This is a genomic window from Paenibacillus sp. FSL R5-0701, assembly GCF_037973995.1.
In the GTDB taxonomy this organism is placed as follows: domain Bacteria; phylum Bacillota; class Bacilli; order Paenibacillales; family Paenibacillaceae; genus Paenibacillus.
Genome location: NZ_CP150230.1, coordinates 1,256,411 through 1,270,666 on the forward strand (window position 1 = coordinate 1,256,411; position 14,256 = coordinate 1,270,666).

Sequence of the window (14,256 nt, forward strand, 5' to 3'; positions counted from 1 at the left end):
ATGAAGCTTCGAATGGATGTATAAGGATGGGTGGAGGGATCAGTAGATTTAAGTGTAAATGTACAGGAATATAAGGATATAAGCCTAATATACGAAAAGGCCCTGCATAATGGTATGCGGGGCCTCTTTTGTATGTACCAGATTCACGGAGACAGCAAGTACATAACGAATCCATCTTCAGAAAAGTGCAGTTACCCTTTCCGAATTATGCCGATTCCCTTGGAATCAACGTGGTCGATAACATGACGGTTTCTTTTGGTGTCCCCGGGCGTTCGATTCGGCGTTGCAAAGCCTCGACCGCGCGCTGTCCAAGTTCCTCTTTACACAGATTAACTGTGGTCAGGGGCGGGGAGGACGTAACCGCAGAGTGTACATTGTCGATACCGATGACAAGGCAATCTTTAGGAGTAGAGATGCCGATCTCCTGTAATTTGTGCATCCATTGCAAAGCAATATCATCATTAACACCAATCCAGGCATCAGGGCGTTCGTCCTCTGGCATGTTTTGAATGGTGGTAGCCAGTTGGTTAACCCATTCGCCGTTCTCGTACGGAATGTTCCATTCTCTGAAGCTGGTCGTATGACTGGTATCCACATGGAAATGGTTCAAAGCCAACTCAATCCCGATCTTCCGCTGGGCGAAGCTCGCAGCACGACCATCATCTGTGATGAGGCCGATCCTTCGGCAATTCATAGATATTAGATACCTCGCGACGGTGATGCCAGCTTCCAGATTATCATGGCTGATCGTATCACAATTCAGCAGGGGTTCCTGATGATCTACCAGAATAATAGGCCGACCCGTCTGAGAGAGCCGTTGCAGAACTGTATGAGGAAAAGCCCCCATGACAATAATCCCAGCACATCGTTCCCAGTCCAAATGAGGAGCAATGGCTTTTTCGGGAGAGGTGTTCTCGTCCATCACTCCGAGTGAGGGAGATACAATCGCATGATGCCAACCGCGCTCATTACAGGCGGAGATCATGCCTGACAGAACACGTTGCCAGTAGTGGGGTTCACCGCGGTTGAGCTGATTCATGCATATGAGAGCGAACGGTGGATCGGACGAATCTGCATGGTTTGCAGCAGGAATATTGTTAGCACCTGGAGTACTTTGGCGATATCCTAAAGCACGAGCGAGTTCCAGAACTCGTGCGCGTGTTGCTTCACTGACACCCGTCTTGCCACTGAGTGCGCGGGAGACGGCATATTTGGATAATCCGAGCTGGTCAGCCAGCGTCTGAATGGATACTTTGCGTGACATATCATTACTCCTTCATTTGACGATCATCTTCTGACACAGTACACTTACAAATAATAATGTTATTATAAATTATCATAACAAAAATAACAATAGAGTTGTAAGGAGACGACATCCATGGAACAGTTCAGATTACCGAAAATCCCTATGCCACAACTGGAATTGCCACAAGCTGTGCAGGATATTCTTACTGAGGCGGACGAGCGTTTGCAACATCGACCGAGATTGCTTGCTCAGTTTCGCAATTGTTTTCCGAATACACTGGAAACGACCACGAAGCTGCTGGATGATGGAACAACCTTTGTGATTACAGGGGATATTCCCGCGATGTGGTTAAGGGATTCCGTAGAGCAGGTCATGCATTATGTTCCGCTTGCCAAGGGTGACGAGAAGTTGCAGCGTATTATCGGAGGCCTAATCAAACGGCATACGTTCTATGCTGATATGGACATCTATGCTAATGCATTCAATGAAACGGCGAATGGATGGCATTGGGATGCCAATGATGAGACGGAGATGTCACCTTGGGTGTGGGAACGGAAGTTTGAACTGGATTCCCTCTGTTTCTCTATGAAGCTGGCTTATACATATTGGCGGGAGACTGAACTTACAGATATATTCGATGAGCGCTTCAAGAAAGTGATGGAGAATATCGTACACCTGTGGGAGACAGAACAGCATCACTCAGAGCGTTCACCTTACCGGTTCATGCGCCGTAATTGTCCAGCCCATGATACGCTGCGTAATGAAGGATTGGGTATGCCTGTGAATTACACGGGCATGATCTGGTCCGGATTTCGTCCGAGTGATGATGCCTGTGATTTTCATTATAATATTCCGGCGAACATGTTCGCTGCGGTAACCTTGCGCCAGATGGGGGAGATCGCGAAGTGGGTGTTCAGGGATGAACAACTGGTAAGCCGGATGGCTCGTTTGGAAGAAGAAATACGACATGGTATTGCCCTGTACGGTACTTACCGTCATCCAGAGTATGGGCAGATTTATGCCTATGAGACGGACGGTTACGGTAACTTTTGTCTGATGGATGATGCGGGCACGCCTGGGCTGATGTCCATTCCGTATATCGAATATGCTTCGATTGAAGACAGGGTGTATCAGAACACACGTCGATTCATTTTAAGTAAGGAAAATCCGTTCTACTATGAAGGGAAGGTAGCCAAAGGTATAGGTAGCCCTCACACCCCTCCGGGATACATCTGGCATATGGCACTATCCATGCAGGGTCTGACCGCAGACAATGACGAGGAGATGCTAGCGATGATTGAATTGCTGGAGAACACGGATGCGGGTACTGGATATATGCATGAGGGCTTCCACGCCGATGATCCAAACACGTTCACTAGACCATGGTTTGCTTGGTCCAACAGTCTGTTCTCGCAGTTAGTGTACAAGGCAATGAAAAAAGGAATTCTATAAAAGATGTAGTTCAAAAAAATAATTGCTCACTGCCTGCAAAGTGGCCGTTCCGGTTACGAATCGTTCTTTCGATCGCTGTTATCCCCGGATTTCCTGATCGACTTCTGTAAAGTCGAAATCCGGTGATAAAGGCGAACACTTCGTTTCTTCAGAATCGATTTCGTCCCCTACACTACTTCGTGTTTTGTCAGAAACTTTTTTGTACCTTGTATAGGCAAGGGGAGTAGGTAAAAACAAGAAAGCCCAAACTGCTGAACTTTGCAGTTGGGCTTTGTTTAATATGAAAAACACAGGCGCTTCGCTATGTGTTTTTCAGTAGATCGGCGATGAAGACTTTCTGGCCTGTGCGTGCGCTTTCCAAGGAAGCGAGGACCATGGCCATGCTAAACTGGTTATCGCTGCAATCGGTCTCAGGCAGTCGGCCGGATTCCAGTGCGGCGAACATGTCTTCGAGACAGCCGTGATGACCTGTTTTGTCCATGACAGGCAGTTCCGCTTCAATCCGCTCACTTGGCTGGAAAAAGGATGGTTTGCCGTCAGCATCCAGGCTTTGCGCAGTAAGCACCTCAGCATAGATGTCATCATGACCATCCCAGATGGCGGTTCCTTTTTCACCGATTACGCGCCAGCTTGCTTCCCATGATGTGGGTACACCTTCTGCGCACCAGGATCCGCGATAGTTGAATACGGACCCGTCGGACATCTCAAATATACATAACGCCATCGCATTGCCCTGATACCAGGAACCTGGAGGATTGAACTCATGGCAGTATACCGATACCGGGTTGGCTCCGAGAATATATCGTGCCTGATCAAACGTATGTATCGCCATATCGAGCAGCAGCGGACTATCCATCAGATCCCGGAATCCGCCGAAGTGTGGCCCGAGGAAAAAGTCAGCCCCTGCGTAACCTACCTGCCCTATAGCTCCGCCGGAAATGAGGTGCTGGTAGGCGCGGATACGCGGATCAAAACGGCGATTCTGCATGACGGCTTGAATGTGTCCTGTGCTGCGAGCGGTTTGCACAATATCTGTGCAATCGGAGAAGGACTCTGCCAGTGGTTTCTCGCCAAATACATGACATCCTTCCTTCAGCGCCGTCATGGCAATGCCGTAATGACTCGCCGGAATCGTGACATCAAATACGATATTTGCACCAGTCGCTTGAATGGCTTCACGGATATCGGTGAACGTGGGGCAGGTGAGGCCATGTCTTGTAGCAAAAGCAAGGGCTGTCTGTTCATACAGATCGACCAGTCCCGCGATTTCTGTATCTGACCTTTGCAAGGCATAGTCCGCCCACGTGTTTGCCATGGCACCGCAGCCAGCGATAATTACCCGATAAGGATGAGTCATGTTCTCATCTCCTTCGCATGGATTGTGTTATACAGCTCGCATGGTTTCCTATACTGGATTTGGCACAAAATCGCCGCCGCGGCATTGTTTCAAATATCGCAAAGCATGCACCTGTCCGGTCATTTCGAGTTCGTCTTTGTAGACGGGATCATGCCAGCCTTCAATATCAATCGTGCCCTGATAACCGTTCTGACGCAGAATGGTGATAATGTCTGCCCAGTTGTTATCCCCGAAGCCGGGTGTGCGGTGCCAGACAAATTCCCGTGGGCCATGCACGCCGTATTCCTTGACAATATCCCAGGCAATCGTGGCATCTTTGCCATGTACGTGGAAGACTTTATGAGCCCATTTGCGTAGCTGTGGAATAGGATCAATCAGGCTGGACATTTGATGGCAAGGCTCCCACTCCAGGCCTACATTTTCATCCGGAACAGCATCAAACATCATCTCCCAGGCCGTCGGATTATGGGCAATGTTCCAGTCGCCTGTCTGCCAGGTTCCACCCATATCACAGTTTTCAAAAGCAATGCGTACACCCCTGTCTGCTGCCCGGCGTGCCAGTTCACCAAATACTTCCTTGAACCGGGGGATGGACTCGTTAATGGGTTGATCGGTCAGACGTCCGGTGAACCCGGAGACGATATCTGCACCGAAGAGCTGTGCGTGATCAATCACCCGCTCCCAGCTTGCCAGTGTATCGGCGTTGTCTCCGGCTCCCGTTAGCGGGTTACCAAATACACTCACCGAGGAGATGACAATGCCTTGTTCGTCCACAATTTCACGGACACGTTTGGCTGTCTCTGCCAGGTCCAGATCACCAGTCGTTTGCCAGAAGGTCAGGTTAAATGATTCGAAGCCGTGTTGCATGATCTGCGGGATAACGCGGACGGCGTCCTGCCCGCCTACAAGGGTACCGATGCGTAATGATTTATTCATGGTTGTATTTCACTCCAATATTGGCTTATAGTACTTCGTGACACACTCATTATAGCCGTGGATTAACGGGATGGCTCTAAACAATCTTGTGTAATAATAGTCGGATCTTGTGAAGAGGGGGAAGAAGTCGTGCTGGATCTGAAAGCGCTTCACGAAAATACCCGAATTGATCATAAATCACATCCATTTCAGTTGTTCCAAAATCGGTGTTCAGATATGAAAGCTGAAGAATGTATTCTGTATTTGCATTGGCATGAACACTTTGAACTGATTGTTATGCGCAAGGGCAGTGCGCTGTTTCATATTGATAGCAAACCTTATGTGGTTCGAGCAGGTGAGGTCATCATCATTCCTGGAGGTACACTGCATGTCGGATATGCTCTGGATGAGGGGGATGTGCATTATGATTCCGTTGTAGTGAACCGTGCACTGTTCCATGATTTCACTCATGATCCTGTGCATGAGCAATATGTCGCGCCGTATTTGGAAGGAAGAGTGAGGTTTCCGGTCAAACCGACAGAAGAAAACACAGCCTGCACAGGCTATTATTCTTTGCTGAATGAAGCTGTGGAGGAAATGGCGTTACAGCCCCCGGCTTATCAGCTCGTGGTGAAATCCAAGCTGCATGCCTTGTTCACCCTGCTTGCGCGTACCTTTATGCCGCAGCAGCTACCGGATAAAACGGTCGGATCGTATTTTCCAAACCGCGAACGTTTCAAACAGTTGATTGCACAGATTGAAGCGGACCCCACAGGTAAGATGTCTGTTACGGAAGCGGCAAGTCATGTGGGATTGAATGCGTATCACTTCTGCAAAATGTTTAAAAAGCTGACCGGACGTACTTTTGTGGAATACGTGAACGGGTGCAGGATGAGTGAGGCAGAGCAGCTGCTGCAAGGCAGTAGTCTGACCATTACGGAGATCGCCGCCAGAGTTGGCTGCGACAACGCCAACTATTTTACCAAGTTATATAAACAATACAAGGGCATGACTCCCTCGCAGGGACGTGGAAGAAAAGAAGGTTGAGCACGACCAGTTTACCAGTAGTCTCGAATAAAATGTCCATAACGAAGGTTGTGGCAATATGTAACTCGCAGTCGCAATTGTGAGCAGAAACAGAAACAGAAGCAGAAGCAGAAGCAGAAGCAGAAGCAGAAGCAGAAGCAGAGCACACAGCAGTGATTACCGTAACCATAATCATACGCATACACACATATACAAAGAATAACCTGGATAAAGGCCTCTACAAGGCTATTATCCGGGTGGTTTTGATTCAATAATATCAAGACAATCATCTATGTGTACAACATGCTTATTTCATAAACCTGGAGAACAGACGATTGGCTTTCTTGGAGAGATCGTCTATTTTGACATTGGCATGATCGAGTTGATTGTATCCCCATTTGATCGTTTGCAGCATGCGTGGGGATATGGGCGTTCCTTTGATCCGTGGATAGATGTTGTGATAAGCCCAAACCAGATGCTCCCAGCGATTGTCATTGCCGTCCTGAATATACTCGGATACGTCAATCACTTTCCCGCGTCCGTTATGAAGAATTACATTTTTCAGATGAATGTCGCGAGGGTTCAACCCGCGGCTGCGAACGGCTTCTCGCGCTGCGTCCACATCGAGCATGACCTGCTCGGGGACGGGGATTCCTTTTTCCAAACATTCCAGCAAGGTATCCCCAGGTTCAAAACTGATCACGAGTACATTCCGGCCGCTGCCATAATAGGTAGGGAAGTATGTCAGGCCTTTGAGCTGCTCGTATACCTGTTTTTCATTTTCGAGTTTGTCCAAGGCATGATCCGAGTACATCTTGAAGGCATACTGCGGCAAGCCGTCATACGTAAATACAGCCGCATCCGTACCTGTGCCAATGCAATTCAATCCTTCTACATCGCCGATGATCTTCACGAGCTCATTCCGGTCGCTTCCGATGACTTGGATCTGTTGTAATGCTTCTTCCGCCTGGAACCAATCCGGTCGATTCATGGGTAGTGCCTCCTTTTAGGATATGCCTGTACAATTTTTTTATAAAATAAACACGTTCTACAATCGAAATAAGACTAATTAGCGTGTCTGGGGTTTGTTAGTTTCCGTAAAACCACGTGATCCACATGATAAGGTGTGTGAGATTCGTTAGCGCCGGGCCCACACTGGCCCCGGGCTGGACCCGTACTAGCTCCCGGTTCCGGATTCGCTGTCCTCTATAGAGTATATTAAGCGTTCTGCTCCGCAATTTCATCTTTTGGTGATGTTACTATATAAACGATACGGATCGAATCGGAAACGGTTGCGTCAGAAGAAAATAACGGAAGCGCGCTTGCGACAAGGTTGCCCGGGCTTTATACTGTGAGCATTAAGGGATCTCATGCAGATCCGGCATACAGAAAGGCAGATTACTTATGGCACAATACCCGCAGTGGTCTTATTCGCAGTCGCGGGCGAGTATGTTCGATGAGTGCCTGCGCAAATATTATTATCATTATTACGGTGCCCATAACGGATGGAAGACAGACTCTGCTGATGAGATGCAGGTTCGTCTGTACCGTCTGAAGCAGCTCAGCAATCTGTATCTTGTCTTCGGGGACCTCGCGCATCGGATGTGTGAGTCGGCGGTACGCAGCAGGGAAGAGGGCAAAGATAAACCGCGTGAACACTTCCTGGAACAGACGGTACGCAAGCTGCTGAATCAGGCGTATGTGGAATCCATGGACGCGGATCAGTGGCGGCTGAACCCCAAGAATCGCACGATGCTGTCCGAGATCTATTACGGGGATGATACGTTGAATGACCGGATTGCCACGATTAAGGAACGGGCTTCGGCCTGTGTCAGTAACCTGTACCAGACGCTTACGTGGGAGGACTTGTCCCGGGCAAGTACGGACATTTTGGAGATCGAGAAATGGGATACCATGATGCTGCACGATACGCGCGTGTATGTGAAGATGGACTTATTGTATCGGCGCAGTAACGGTAATATCGTCATTGTGGACTGGAAGACGGGCAAGGAAGATGACTTCTCGGATCAGCTAATGCTATACGCATCCTATGTGAGAGAACACTACCGGGTTCCCTTGGAGCAGATTGAGCTGCGAGTGGAGTACTTATTAACCGGAAAGCACCGAGAGTTTACAGCGACAGAAGAGGATATCCGGAAGGTGGAGGAGAACGTGGGTCGTTACATTGAGGAGATGCGATCCTGCGTGGAGGATGAGTATTATAACCGTCCCAAGGACGTCACCTACTTCACAGCGATGCCTTCGCACCGGTCCTGCCGGGATTGCAACTTCCGCGAAGTGTGCAGTGAGCGAGCAGTTTGAAGCGCCAAAAACCGGAGCAACCTAAAGGCCTTATACCAACCAACAAGCTATCCTATGTGAAAAAAATCAAGAAGCGCAAGCCGGGAACATCATCTGCCCGACTTGCGCTTCTATTGCGTTCCACAGGCCTGGCGACAAGGCGCCGGATGGAACGATCATATCAAGATCACTGGACAGCGGCGGTATTCTCCAGCGCCTGACCCGCAGGAACATAGGCATGCCCGAGATCCCGGGCGACCGCCTCATACGTGATGTGTCCATTCAGCACGTTAACCGCGCTGCGAATGGACGAACTGCCGCGAATCGCGGCGGCTGCACCGTGGTTCGCCAGCTGCAGCGCATAAGGCATGGTGGCGTTGGTCAGCGCCACCGTGGACGTCCGCGGCACGGCGCCTGGCATGTTCGCCACCGCGTAATGCACGACGCCATGTTTCACATAGGTCGGTTCATCGTGGGTTGTGATATGATCAATGGTCTCAACGATCCCGCCCTGATCAATCGCCACATCCACAATGACCGAACCCGGTGCCATCGTCTTAACCACTTGCTCGCTGACAAGCGTTGGTGCCTTGGCGCCCGGAATCAGCACCGCACAGATCAACAGATCTGCCGCCGCAACAGCTGTTGCGATGTTGGATGGGCTGGATACCAGCGTGTGGATCTGATTGCCGAAGATATCATCCAACTGGCGCAGACGATTCAGATTCAGATCAAGGATGGTCACATCGGCGCCAAGACCAATAGCAATTTTGGCTGCATTTGTTCCGACTGTACCGCCACCAATAATGACCACTTTCCCCCGACTGACGCCTGGTACACCGGACAACAGAATGCCTTTTCCACCTTCCGTTTTCTCCAGTAGTTGTGCTCCGATCTGGGAGGCCATGCGGCCTGCAACTTCACTCATAGGAGTTAGCAGGGGGAGGGTATTGTTAACCTCCAACGTCTCATAGGCAATAGCCGTTACCCGACTTTTAATAAGGGCTTTGGCAAGATCCGGTTCCGCTGCGAGGTGCAGGTATGTGAACAGAATCAGGCCCGGACGAAAATATCCATATTCACTGGCAAGTGGTTCTTTCACCTTGATGATCATATCGGCTTCGGTCCAGACTGACTTGGCATCAATCCGAATCTCGGCGCCCGCAGCTTGATATTCATGATCCGTGAATCCACTACCGATCCCCGCGCCTTGTTCAATCAGTACCTGGTGACCGGCTCTGATGAAATCAGCAGCCCCGGCCGGAGTCATTGCTACACGATTCTCATTGTTCTTGATTTCTTTGGGAATTCCGATTCTCATCACCATGCACCTCGTCCATTTATTGGTTGTTAGATTATACTACAAGTTTATGACTTGAATATTCGTTTTGCACCTTACTTCATGTCTAATTTTTAGGAATCGAACTCAACATATTGTCGAAAAAGACTGTTCAGGACATTTGTCCATAGATTATAATGTAAGAAAAAATAACACAAAGAGGGATCGATATTGCGAAATGACCGTGTGTTTACGATCAAAGATATCCTTGCACGTCCAGTATTTGGCCGAGCACGACTAGCGGCAGGGAAGGATGGAGTGAACCGTCAGGTTGGTTGGGTTCATGTATTGGAGATTACAAATGTATCTCCATTCGTAAGCCCTCATGATCTTATTTTATCCACTGGACTGTGGCTTCAATCGGAAGAAGGACGCGAAGAGTATCTGCTTCAGCTCATTGGCAGTGAGGCAGCGGGGCTATGTGTGGAGTTTGGTACCAGCATATACGGAATCCCGGAAGAACTGATTGAACTGGCGAACAGACACCAGTTTCCGCTGATCGTATTTGAACAACCGGTCCGTTTTGTCGAGATTACACAGGATATTCACTCTCTGCTCATTAATCATCAACACCAGTTGCTGAAAAGTCTGGAAGCATACTCCCGTCAGCTTCAGCAACGAACATTACAGAGTACGGATATGTCTGCTGTGCTGAACCTGCTGCATGAGTATGCTACCAAACCGGTGGTTTACATTTCGTCCATGGAGCCGGGCAGTTTTGTGCCCGAACTTGTTCCGGAGATGGAACAGGCCATCTATACCTGGTATGAGCATGAGGTAGAACATCTGGATTTGAATGATTCAGATACCGAATTATGGTTCCACATTGACGAAGAGAAGGCTCTGCTGTGTCATCCGGTCGTCTGTTTTGGCCAGGTATTTTCGGCTGTAGGCATGATTGTGCATCCCGCAGCTCCAGTCGAATATCTCAAGCTGTTGCTCGACTATACAGCGAAGGCGGCGGCAGCGCTCACGCTTCGTTCCCAGTTTCTTGAGGAGAAGATGGTTCGCAATCAGAATGAACTGATCCAGGATCTGATGAATGGCAATATCCATCAGGAGGAACAGGCTCAGACTAGAATGGGGCTTCGTTTGCTGGTGAAGGGACAGTACTGGTTTGCAGGAGGGGTCATCGAGATTGAGCATCGATTGAAGGGAACAGGCCGGGAGAGAATGGAAGCCAATCATCAGGATGTTCTTGTCCTGCTGCGTTCCCTGCTCAAGAAGAACAATCTGCCTAGCCTGATTATGCTGAAGAACAACCAGGTATACCTGTGCTGTGCGAAGGAAGCGGTAACGGCTGCTGCACGTCATCAACTGCTGCGATTGCTGGAGGGGATTGCCCAGGACGTGAAACGGTTTGCCAGTCGTAACTTGAAACAGGTTATGATTCATGTGGGATTTGGCAAGTTACGCAACCGTTTGACCAGCCTGCCGGAGAGCCTTCAGGAGGCCTATCAGGTGATCGAAGTTTCAAGATCGGTAGATCTGATGGAACATGTTCACTTTTACGAACGTATGGGTATATATCAAATGTTAAAAGCGTTACCCCACTCCTTCCTGCAACCCTTTGTCCAGGATCACCTGGGTATGTTGATTGAACATGACCAAACGCATCACCTGCGATTGGTAGAGACGTTGGATGCTTACCTGCAGAACTTTGGTTCCAAACGGGATGCAGCTGCCCAGTTATTTATTCATCGGCAAACGTTGTACAACAGACTGGAGAAGCTGGAAGAACTGATGGGTCCAGGTTACATGGATCAAGGGAGAAGAATCTGTCTGGAGATGGCGCTGCTCGCGCACGCGATGATCGAGAATGGGCAGTGGCAATCCTCTTGATGGGGTGATATGAGATGTAAGACAGACAGACTGTGCATTGAGCTTGCACTACCTCGTGCACAGTCTAGCAGTTTTTACTGATCCGCCGAGTCCGTTGTAACGAGGCGGGAAGGTGTTGCAGGGTAGGAGTGGAGCGTCGGCCCCGATATAGCTTCGTTTGACCGGAGGAAGGTGCCAGTGATAAGGAAGAAGGTGCAGCCAGCCGATACGGAGGGGATGACCGGTCAGGGCGTCCTTCCGGTTCTGCGTCGTTGTCCTCCATTGAAATGCCACTTTGGTGCAGCCATTCATTAAGTCGTTTGGGATTGATTCCGAGTTGTCCGCTCAGATTACAGATATCGAGGTTTATTCTCACACAAATCCGCCTTTCCTGGAATATCGGGCTGGTAGTAGGGTATGAAAGGGAAGCATGAATTCGAGATCAGTAAATGCTCATGTAACATGTTGATTGCAGTTTGATCGGCGGAATGATCCATTATGATAAGAAATAATGCGGAGGCGTTTATGTATACCTTGTTATACGTTTCCATGTCCGCTGTTTTGAATATTTCCATTAAATTGGCTTTTAACAAGATTCTATCACTTCACATGCAATTGCGCGTCTCAATATAGTCTCAATTTTGTGAGAGAAAAAAGTATATTAAAAGTACCAGTATCTAGTACGGAGGACATATATGGGAAACAGTAGTGAGGCGAAATACGACAAATATGTTGAGGATGGCAAACGTTTCATTGGTCGAACCAAGGAACTGACGACACTGGAGCGGTGGTTCAATCATCCGGAAGCCCCATTAACCATATTTTCAATTACGGGCATGGGAGGCATTGGTAAATCTTCCTTGCTTTCAGAGATGTTATCTGTCTCTCGGGATCGAGGTGCGACGGCAATATGGATGGATGGTCGATCATGTGGAGCAACTCCTTCCGTTTTTATGGATTATTTGTCCTCTACATTAGGCTTGGAAACAATGGATAGTGAAGGATACCCACGACCATTGAGTCTGCTGAGAGACACATCAATCGAGAAGAGATTGGTCCTGGCCGTGGATAATTATGAAGAGCTTGCTCTGTTAGAAAGCTGGTTCATGGAAGTCTTTGTATCCAAACTTCCGTTAAGAGGGATACTTGTCATTCTTGCATCACGCCCGGAACTGGCGTCCACCTGGCGGACACATCCCCGATTACATCAGAGGTTTATACAGATGCGGCTTCAACATTTCACAGTGGATGAGATTACGGAATATATCACGTTGGCAGGCTTTCTGGATCAGGGGATGGCAGGTACCATTACGCGAATGACCGATGGACATCCGCTGGGGCTGGCCCTTGCTGTAGAAGCTGCGGATCAGAGGAGGAATCTTCCACAGTCCGAATGGGCTGATTTGTCACATATGATCAGTGCACGATTATTATTGGAACTGACGAATTCCCGTCTACATCCCATGGTGGAGGTACTGACACTGATTGAGACAGCCAATCAGGAATTGTTATCATCTGTCCTGGACATGACTGTGACGCAAGAAGACTACCACATGCTGAGACAGATGTCGTTTATCCGTTCCGGTCCGGATGGTCTTGGACTGCATGACATGGCAAGGGTGCATCTGCTACGGGATTTTCGACAGCGTGAGCCACATCGGTTGCAGACATTGCGTATCAAGATTGCGAAGCTGCTGAAACCGCTACATGAACACGCAGGGGCTCATGAGCGTCGTCAAATCGCCCGAAAGATGCTGCTGCTCTGTCAGGAATCGATGCTTCAACACCGCAAGTACGCAGACGTGTCTCGTGATTCCCTGTTCTCCCCTCTTGAGACGATGAGAAAAGAGGATCTGCCCGCTCTGCACAGCTTGTTACAGCAATGGTGCGAGTACAGCGTGGAACCATGGCAGGCTGTGTCCTATGGTCCCTTCCTGGATGAGTTGGCATACCGTTATCCTGAAGGAATCGTATTGATGCGTGACAAGCTTGGGGAGACAATCGCCATGTTCATCACGGTACTTGTACATAGGGGTAGTAGTGAGCTGCTTTTGAAATATTTTCCGAATGAGATGCATGAATGCTTCACTCTACAGGAGCTTGAGAATGACCCCGATCAGAGTGATACTCACTTTGCATTGCTGGCTGCGGCAAGAGATGATGTGCCTGGTTATACACGAGAAGAACTGGTGGGATACATGGCACTGGATCGACTATCTCTACTGGGTGATGGTGCACGAGCGATGCTCGTTGCAACGAATCCTCACCTGAAACTATTTTTGCAAAGTATTGGATTCCAGATGCGAAGAACCCGCACTCGTGTCTGTGACAGATTCGAGGACCGGGCGGACATACTTGATTTGGATTTGCGTAGCGGGCAATTCGGAGAGTGGGTCATGTCTCTGCTTGATCCGAAATCAACAGAAGATCGTATACAGCCGGAAACAACAGAAGTGGATGGTGTTATCTGGACTGAACAGGATGTTCGCAAGATGTTGGGGGATCTTCGTTCCCCGGGAGAATTGCATGAATATGCTGACAGGGTTAGAGGAGTAAAGGATGGAATCCAGTTACAGCTGTATGTCATGGATCTGTTGGAAGGCAGGGTACACGGCTTATCTCCACAGGATCAGATGCTGTTATACGCGGCCTACTGGACGCATGCTGGCAATCCAACTGCCGCAGCCCAGACGTGTTCCATGAGTCGGGCGACATTCTATCGCCATCTCAGAACAGCGCTGACTCGCTTGGCGCGGATTTTATAGGGTTCTATTCGTTTATCATACCGATAATAACGAC

The 14,256-nt window shown here is 49.1% G+C and carries 12 protein-coding genes; 6 read left to right on the plus strand and 6 right to left on the minus strand.

The annotated features are described in order from the left end of the window. Positions 1–205: 205 nt before the first annotated feature. The gene (locus MKZ13_RS05645; RefSeq protein WP_221819003.1) at positions 206–1,264 is read right to left on the minus strand and encodes a LacI family DNA-binding transcriptional regulator; all 1,059 of its coding nucleotides are present in this window, start codon (positions 1,262–1,264) and stop codon (positions 206–208) included. A 114-nt stretch (positions 1,265–1,378) separates the two neighbouring features. Between MKZ13_RS05645 and MKZ13_RS05650 the strand changes: the two genes are divergently transcribed. Next, entirely contained in the window at positions 1,379–2,698 is a 1,320-nt protein-coding gene (locus tag MKZ13_RS05650; protein ID WP_221819004.1) for a glycoside hydrolase family 125 protein, read from the plus strand. Positions 2,699–2,999: 301 nt separating this feature from the next. Here the strand turns inward: MKZ13_RS05650 and MKZ13_RS05655 are convergent, their stop codons facing one another. Continuing rightward, positions 3,000–4,055 (minus strand): Gfo/Idh/MocA family oxidoreductase, encoded by a 1,056-nt coding sequence (locus tag MKZ13_RS05655; protein WP_339182507.1) that lies wholly within the window; start codon positions 4,053–4,055, stop codon positions 3,000–3,002. A gap of 48 nt (positions 4,056–4,103) precedes the next feature. Next, entirely contained in the window at positions 4,104–4,991 is an 888-nt protein-coding gene (locus MKZ13_RS05660) for a sugar phosphate isomerase/epimerase (RefSeq protein ID WP_221819006.1), read from the minus strand. Positions 4,992–5,120: 129 nt separating this feature from the next. Between MKZ13_RS05660 and MKZ13_RS05665 the strand changes: the two genes are divergently transcribed. Continuing rightward, the gene (locus MKZ13_RS05665; protein ID WP_339182510.1) at positions 5,121–6,017 is read left to right on the plus strand and encodes an AraC family transcriptional regulator; all 897 of its coding nucleotides are present in this window, start codon (positions 5,121–5,123) and stop codon (positions 6,015–6,017) included. A 286-nt stretch (positions 6,018–6,303) separates the two neighbouring features. Here the strand turns inward: MKZ13_RS05665 and MKZ13_RS05670 are convergent, their stop codons facing one another. Further along, the gene (locus MKZ13_RS05670; protein ID WP_339182512.1) at positions 6,304–6,987 is read right to left on the minus strand and encodes a serine/threonine protein kinase; all 684 of its coding nucleotides are present in this window, start codon (positions 6,985–6,987) and stop codon (positions 6,304–6,306) included. A gap of 413 nt (positions 6,988–7,400) precedes the next feature. Here MKZ13_RS05670 and MKZ13_RS05675 point away from each other — a divergent pair, with 413 nt between their 5' ends. After that, complete coding sequence (locus tag MKZ13_RS05675) at positions 7,401–8,318, plus strand: PD-(D/E)XK nuclease family protein (RefSeq protein WP_339182514.1); 918 nt, start codon at positions 7,401–7,403, stop codon at positions 8,316–8,318. Then, a complete protein-coding gene (locus tag MKZ13_RS05680; protein WP_339182516.1) occupies positions 8,315–8,518 on the plus strand; it encodes a hypothetical protein in 204 nt (67 codons plus the stop codon). Before MKZ13_RS05675 ends, MKZ13_RS05680 begins: the two co-directional genes overlap by 4 nt. On the opposite strand, the gene ald is transcribed toward MKZ13_RS05680, so the two are convergent. Then, the gene (gene ald, locus MKZ13_RS05685; RefSeq protein WP_339182518.1) at positions 8,485–9,618 is read right to left on the minus strand and encodes an alanine dehydrogenase; all 1,134 of its coding nucleotides are present in this window, start codon (positions 9,616–9,618) and stop codon (positions 8,485–8,487) included. The genes MKZ13_RS05680 and ald overlap by 34 nt on opposite strands. 189 nt (positions 9,619–9,807) lie before the next feature. Here ald and MKZ13_RS05690 point away from each other — a divergent pair, with 189 nt between their 5' ends. Next, positions 9,808–11,478 (plus strand): PucR family transcriptional regulator ligand-binding domain-containing protein, encoded by a 1,671-nt coding sequence (locus tag MKZ13_RS05690; RefSeq protein WP_339182520.1) that lies wholly within the window; start codon positions 9,808–9,810, stop codon positions 11,476–11,478. A gap of 64 nt (positions 11,479–11,542) precedes the next feature. Here the strand turns inward: MKZ13_RS05690 and MKZ13_RS05695 are convergent, their stop codons facing one another. Next, positions 11,543–11,833 (minus strand): hypothetical protein, encoded by a 291-nt coding sequence (locus MKZ13_RS05695; RefSeq protein WP_221819011.1) that lies wholly within the window; start codon positions 11,831–11,833, stop codon positions 11,543–11,545. Between the two features lie 319 nt (positions 11,834–12,152). Here MKZ13_RS05695 and MKZ13_RS05700 point away from each other — a divergent pair, with 319 nt between their 5' ends. After that, positions 12,153–14,222, plus strand: coding sequence for a hypothetical protein (locus tag MKZ13_RS05700; protein WP_339182523.1), 2,070 nt, complete (start codon positions 12,153–12,155; stop codon positions 14,220–14,222). The last annotated feature ends 34 nt before the right edge of the window (positions 14,223–14,256 follow it).

Coding starts and splice junctions, on each gene's coding strand:
- MKZ13_RS05645 (WP_221819003.1), bottom strand. CDS start 1,264: ATGTCACGCAAAGTATCCATTCAGACGCTGGCTGACCAGCTCGGATTA.
- MKZ13_RS05650 (WP_221819004.1), top strand. CDS start 1,379: ATGGAACAGTTCAGATTACCGAAAATCCCTATGCCACAACTGGAATTG.
- MKZ13_RS05655 (WP_339182507.1), bottom strand. CDS start 4,055: ATGACTCATCCTTATCGGGTAATTATCGCTGGCTGCGGTGCCATGGCA.
- MKZ13_RS05660 (WP_221819006.1), bottom strand. CDS start 4,991: ATGAATAAATCATTACGCATCGGTACCCTTGTAGGCGGGCAGGACGCC.
- MKZ13_RS05670 (WP_339182512.1), bottom strand. CDS start 6,987: ATGAATCGACCGGATTGGTTCCAGGCGGAAGAAGCATTACAACAGATC.
- MKZ13_RS05675 (WP_339182514.1), top strand. CDS start 7,401: ATGGCACAATACCCGCAGTGGTCTTATTCGCAGTCGCGGGCGAGTATG.
- ald (WP_339182518.1), bottom strand. CDS start 9,618: ATGAGAATCGGAATTCCCAAAGAAATCAAGAACAATGAGAATCGTGTA.
- MKZ13_RS05700 (WP_339182523.1), top strand. CDS start 12,153: ATGGGAAACAGTAGTGAGGCGAAATACGACAAATATGTTGAGGATGGC.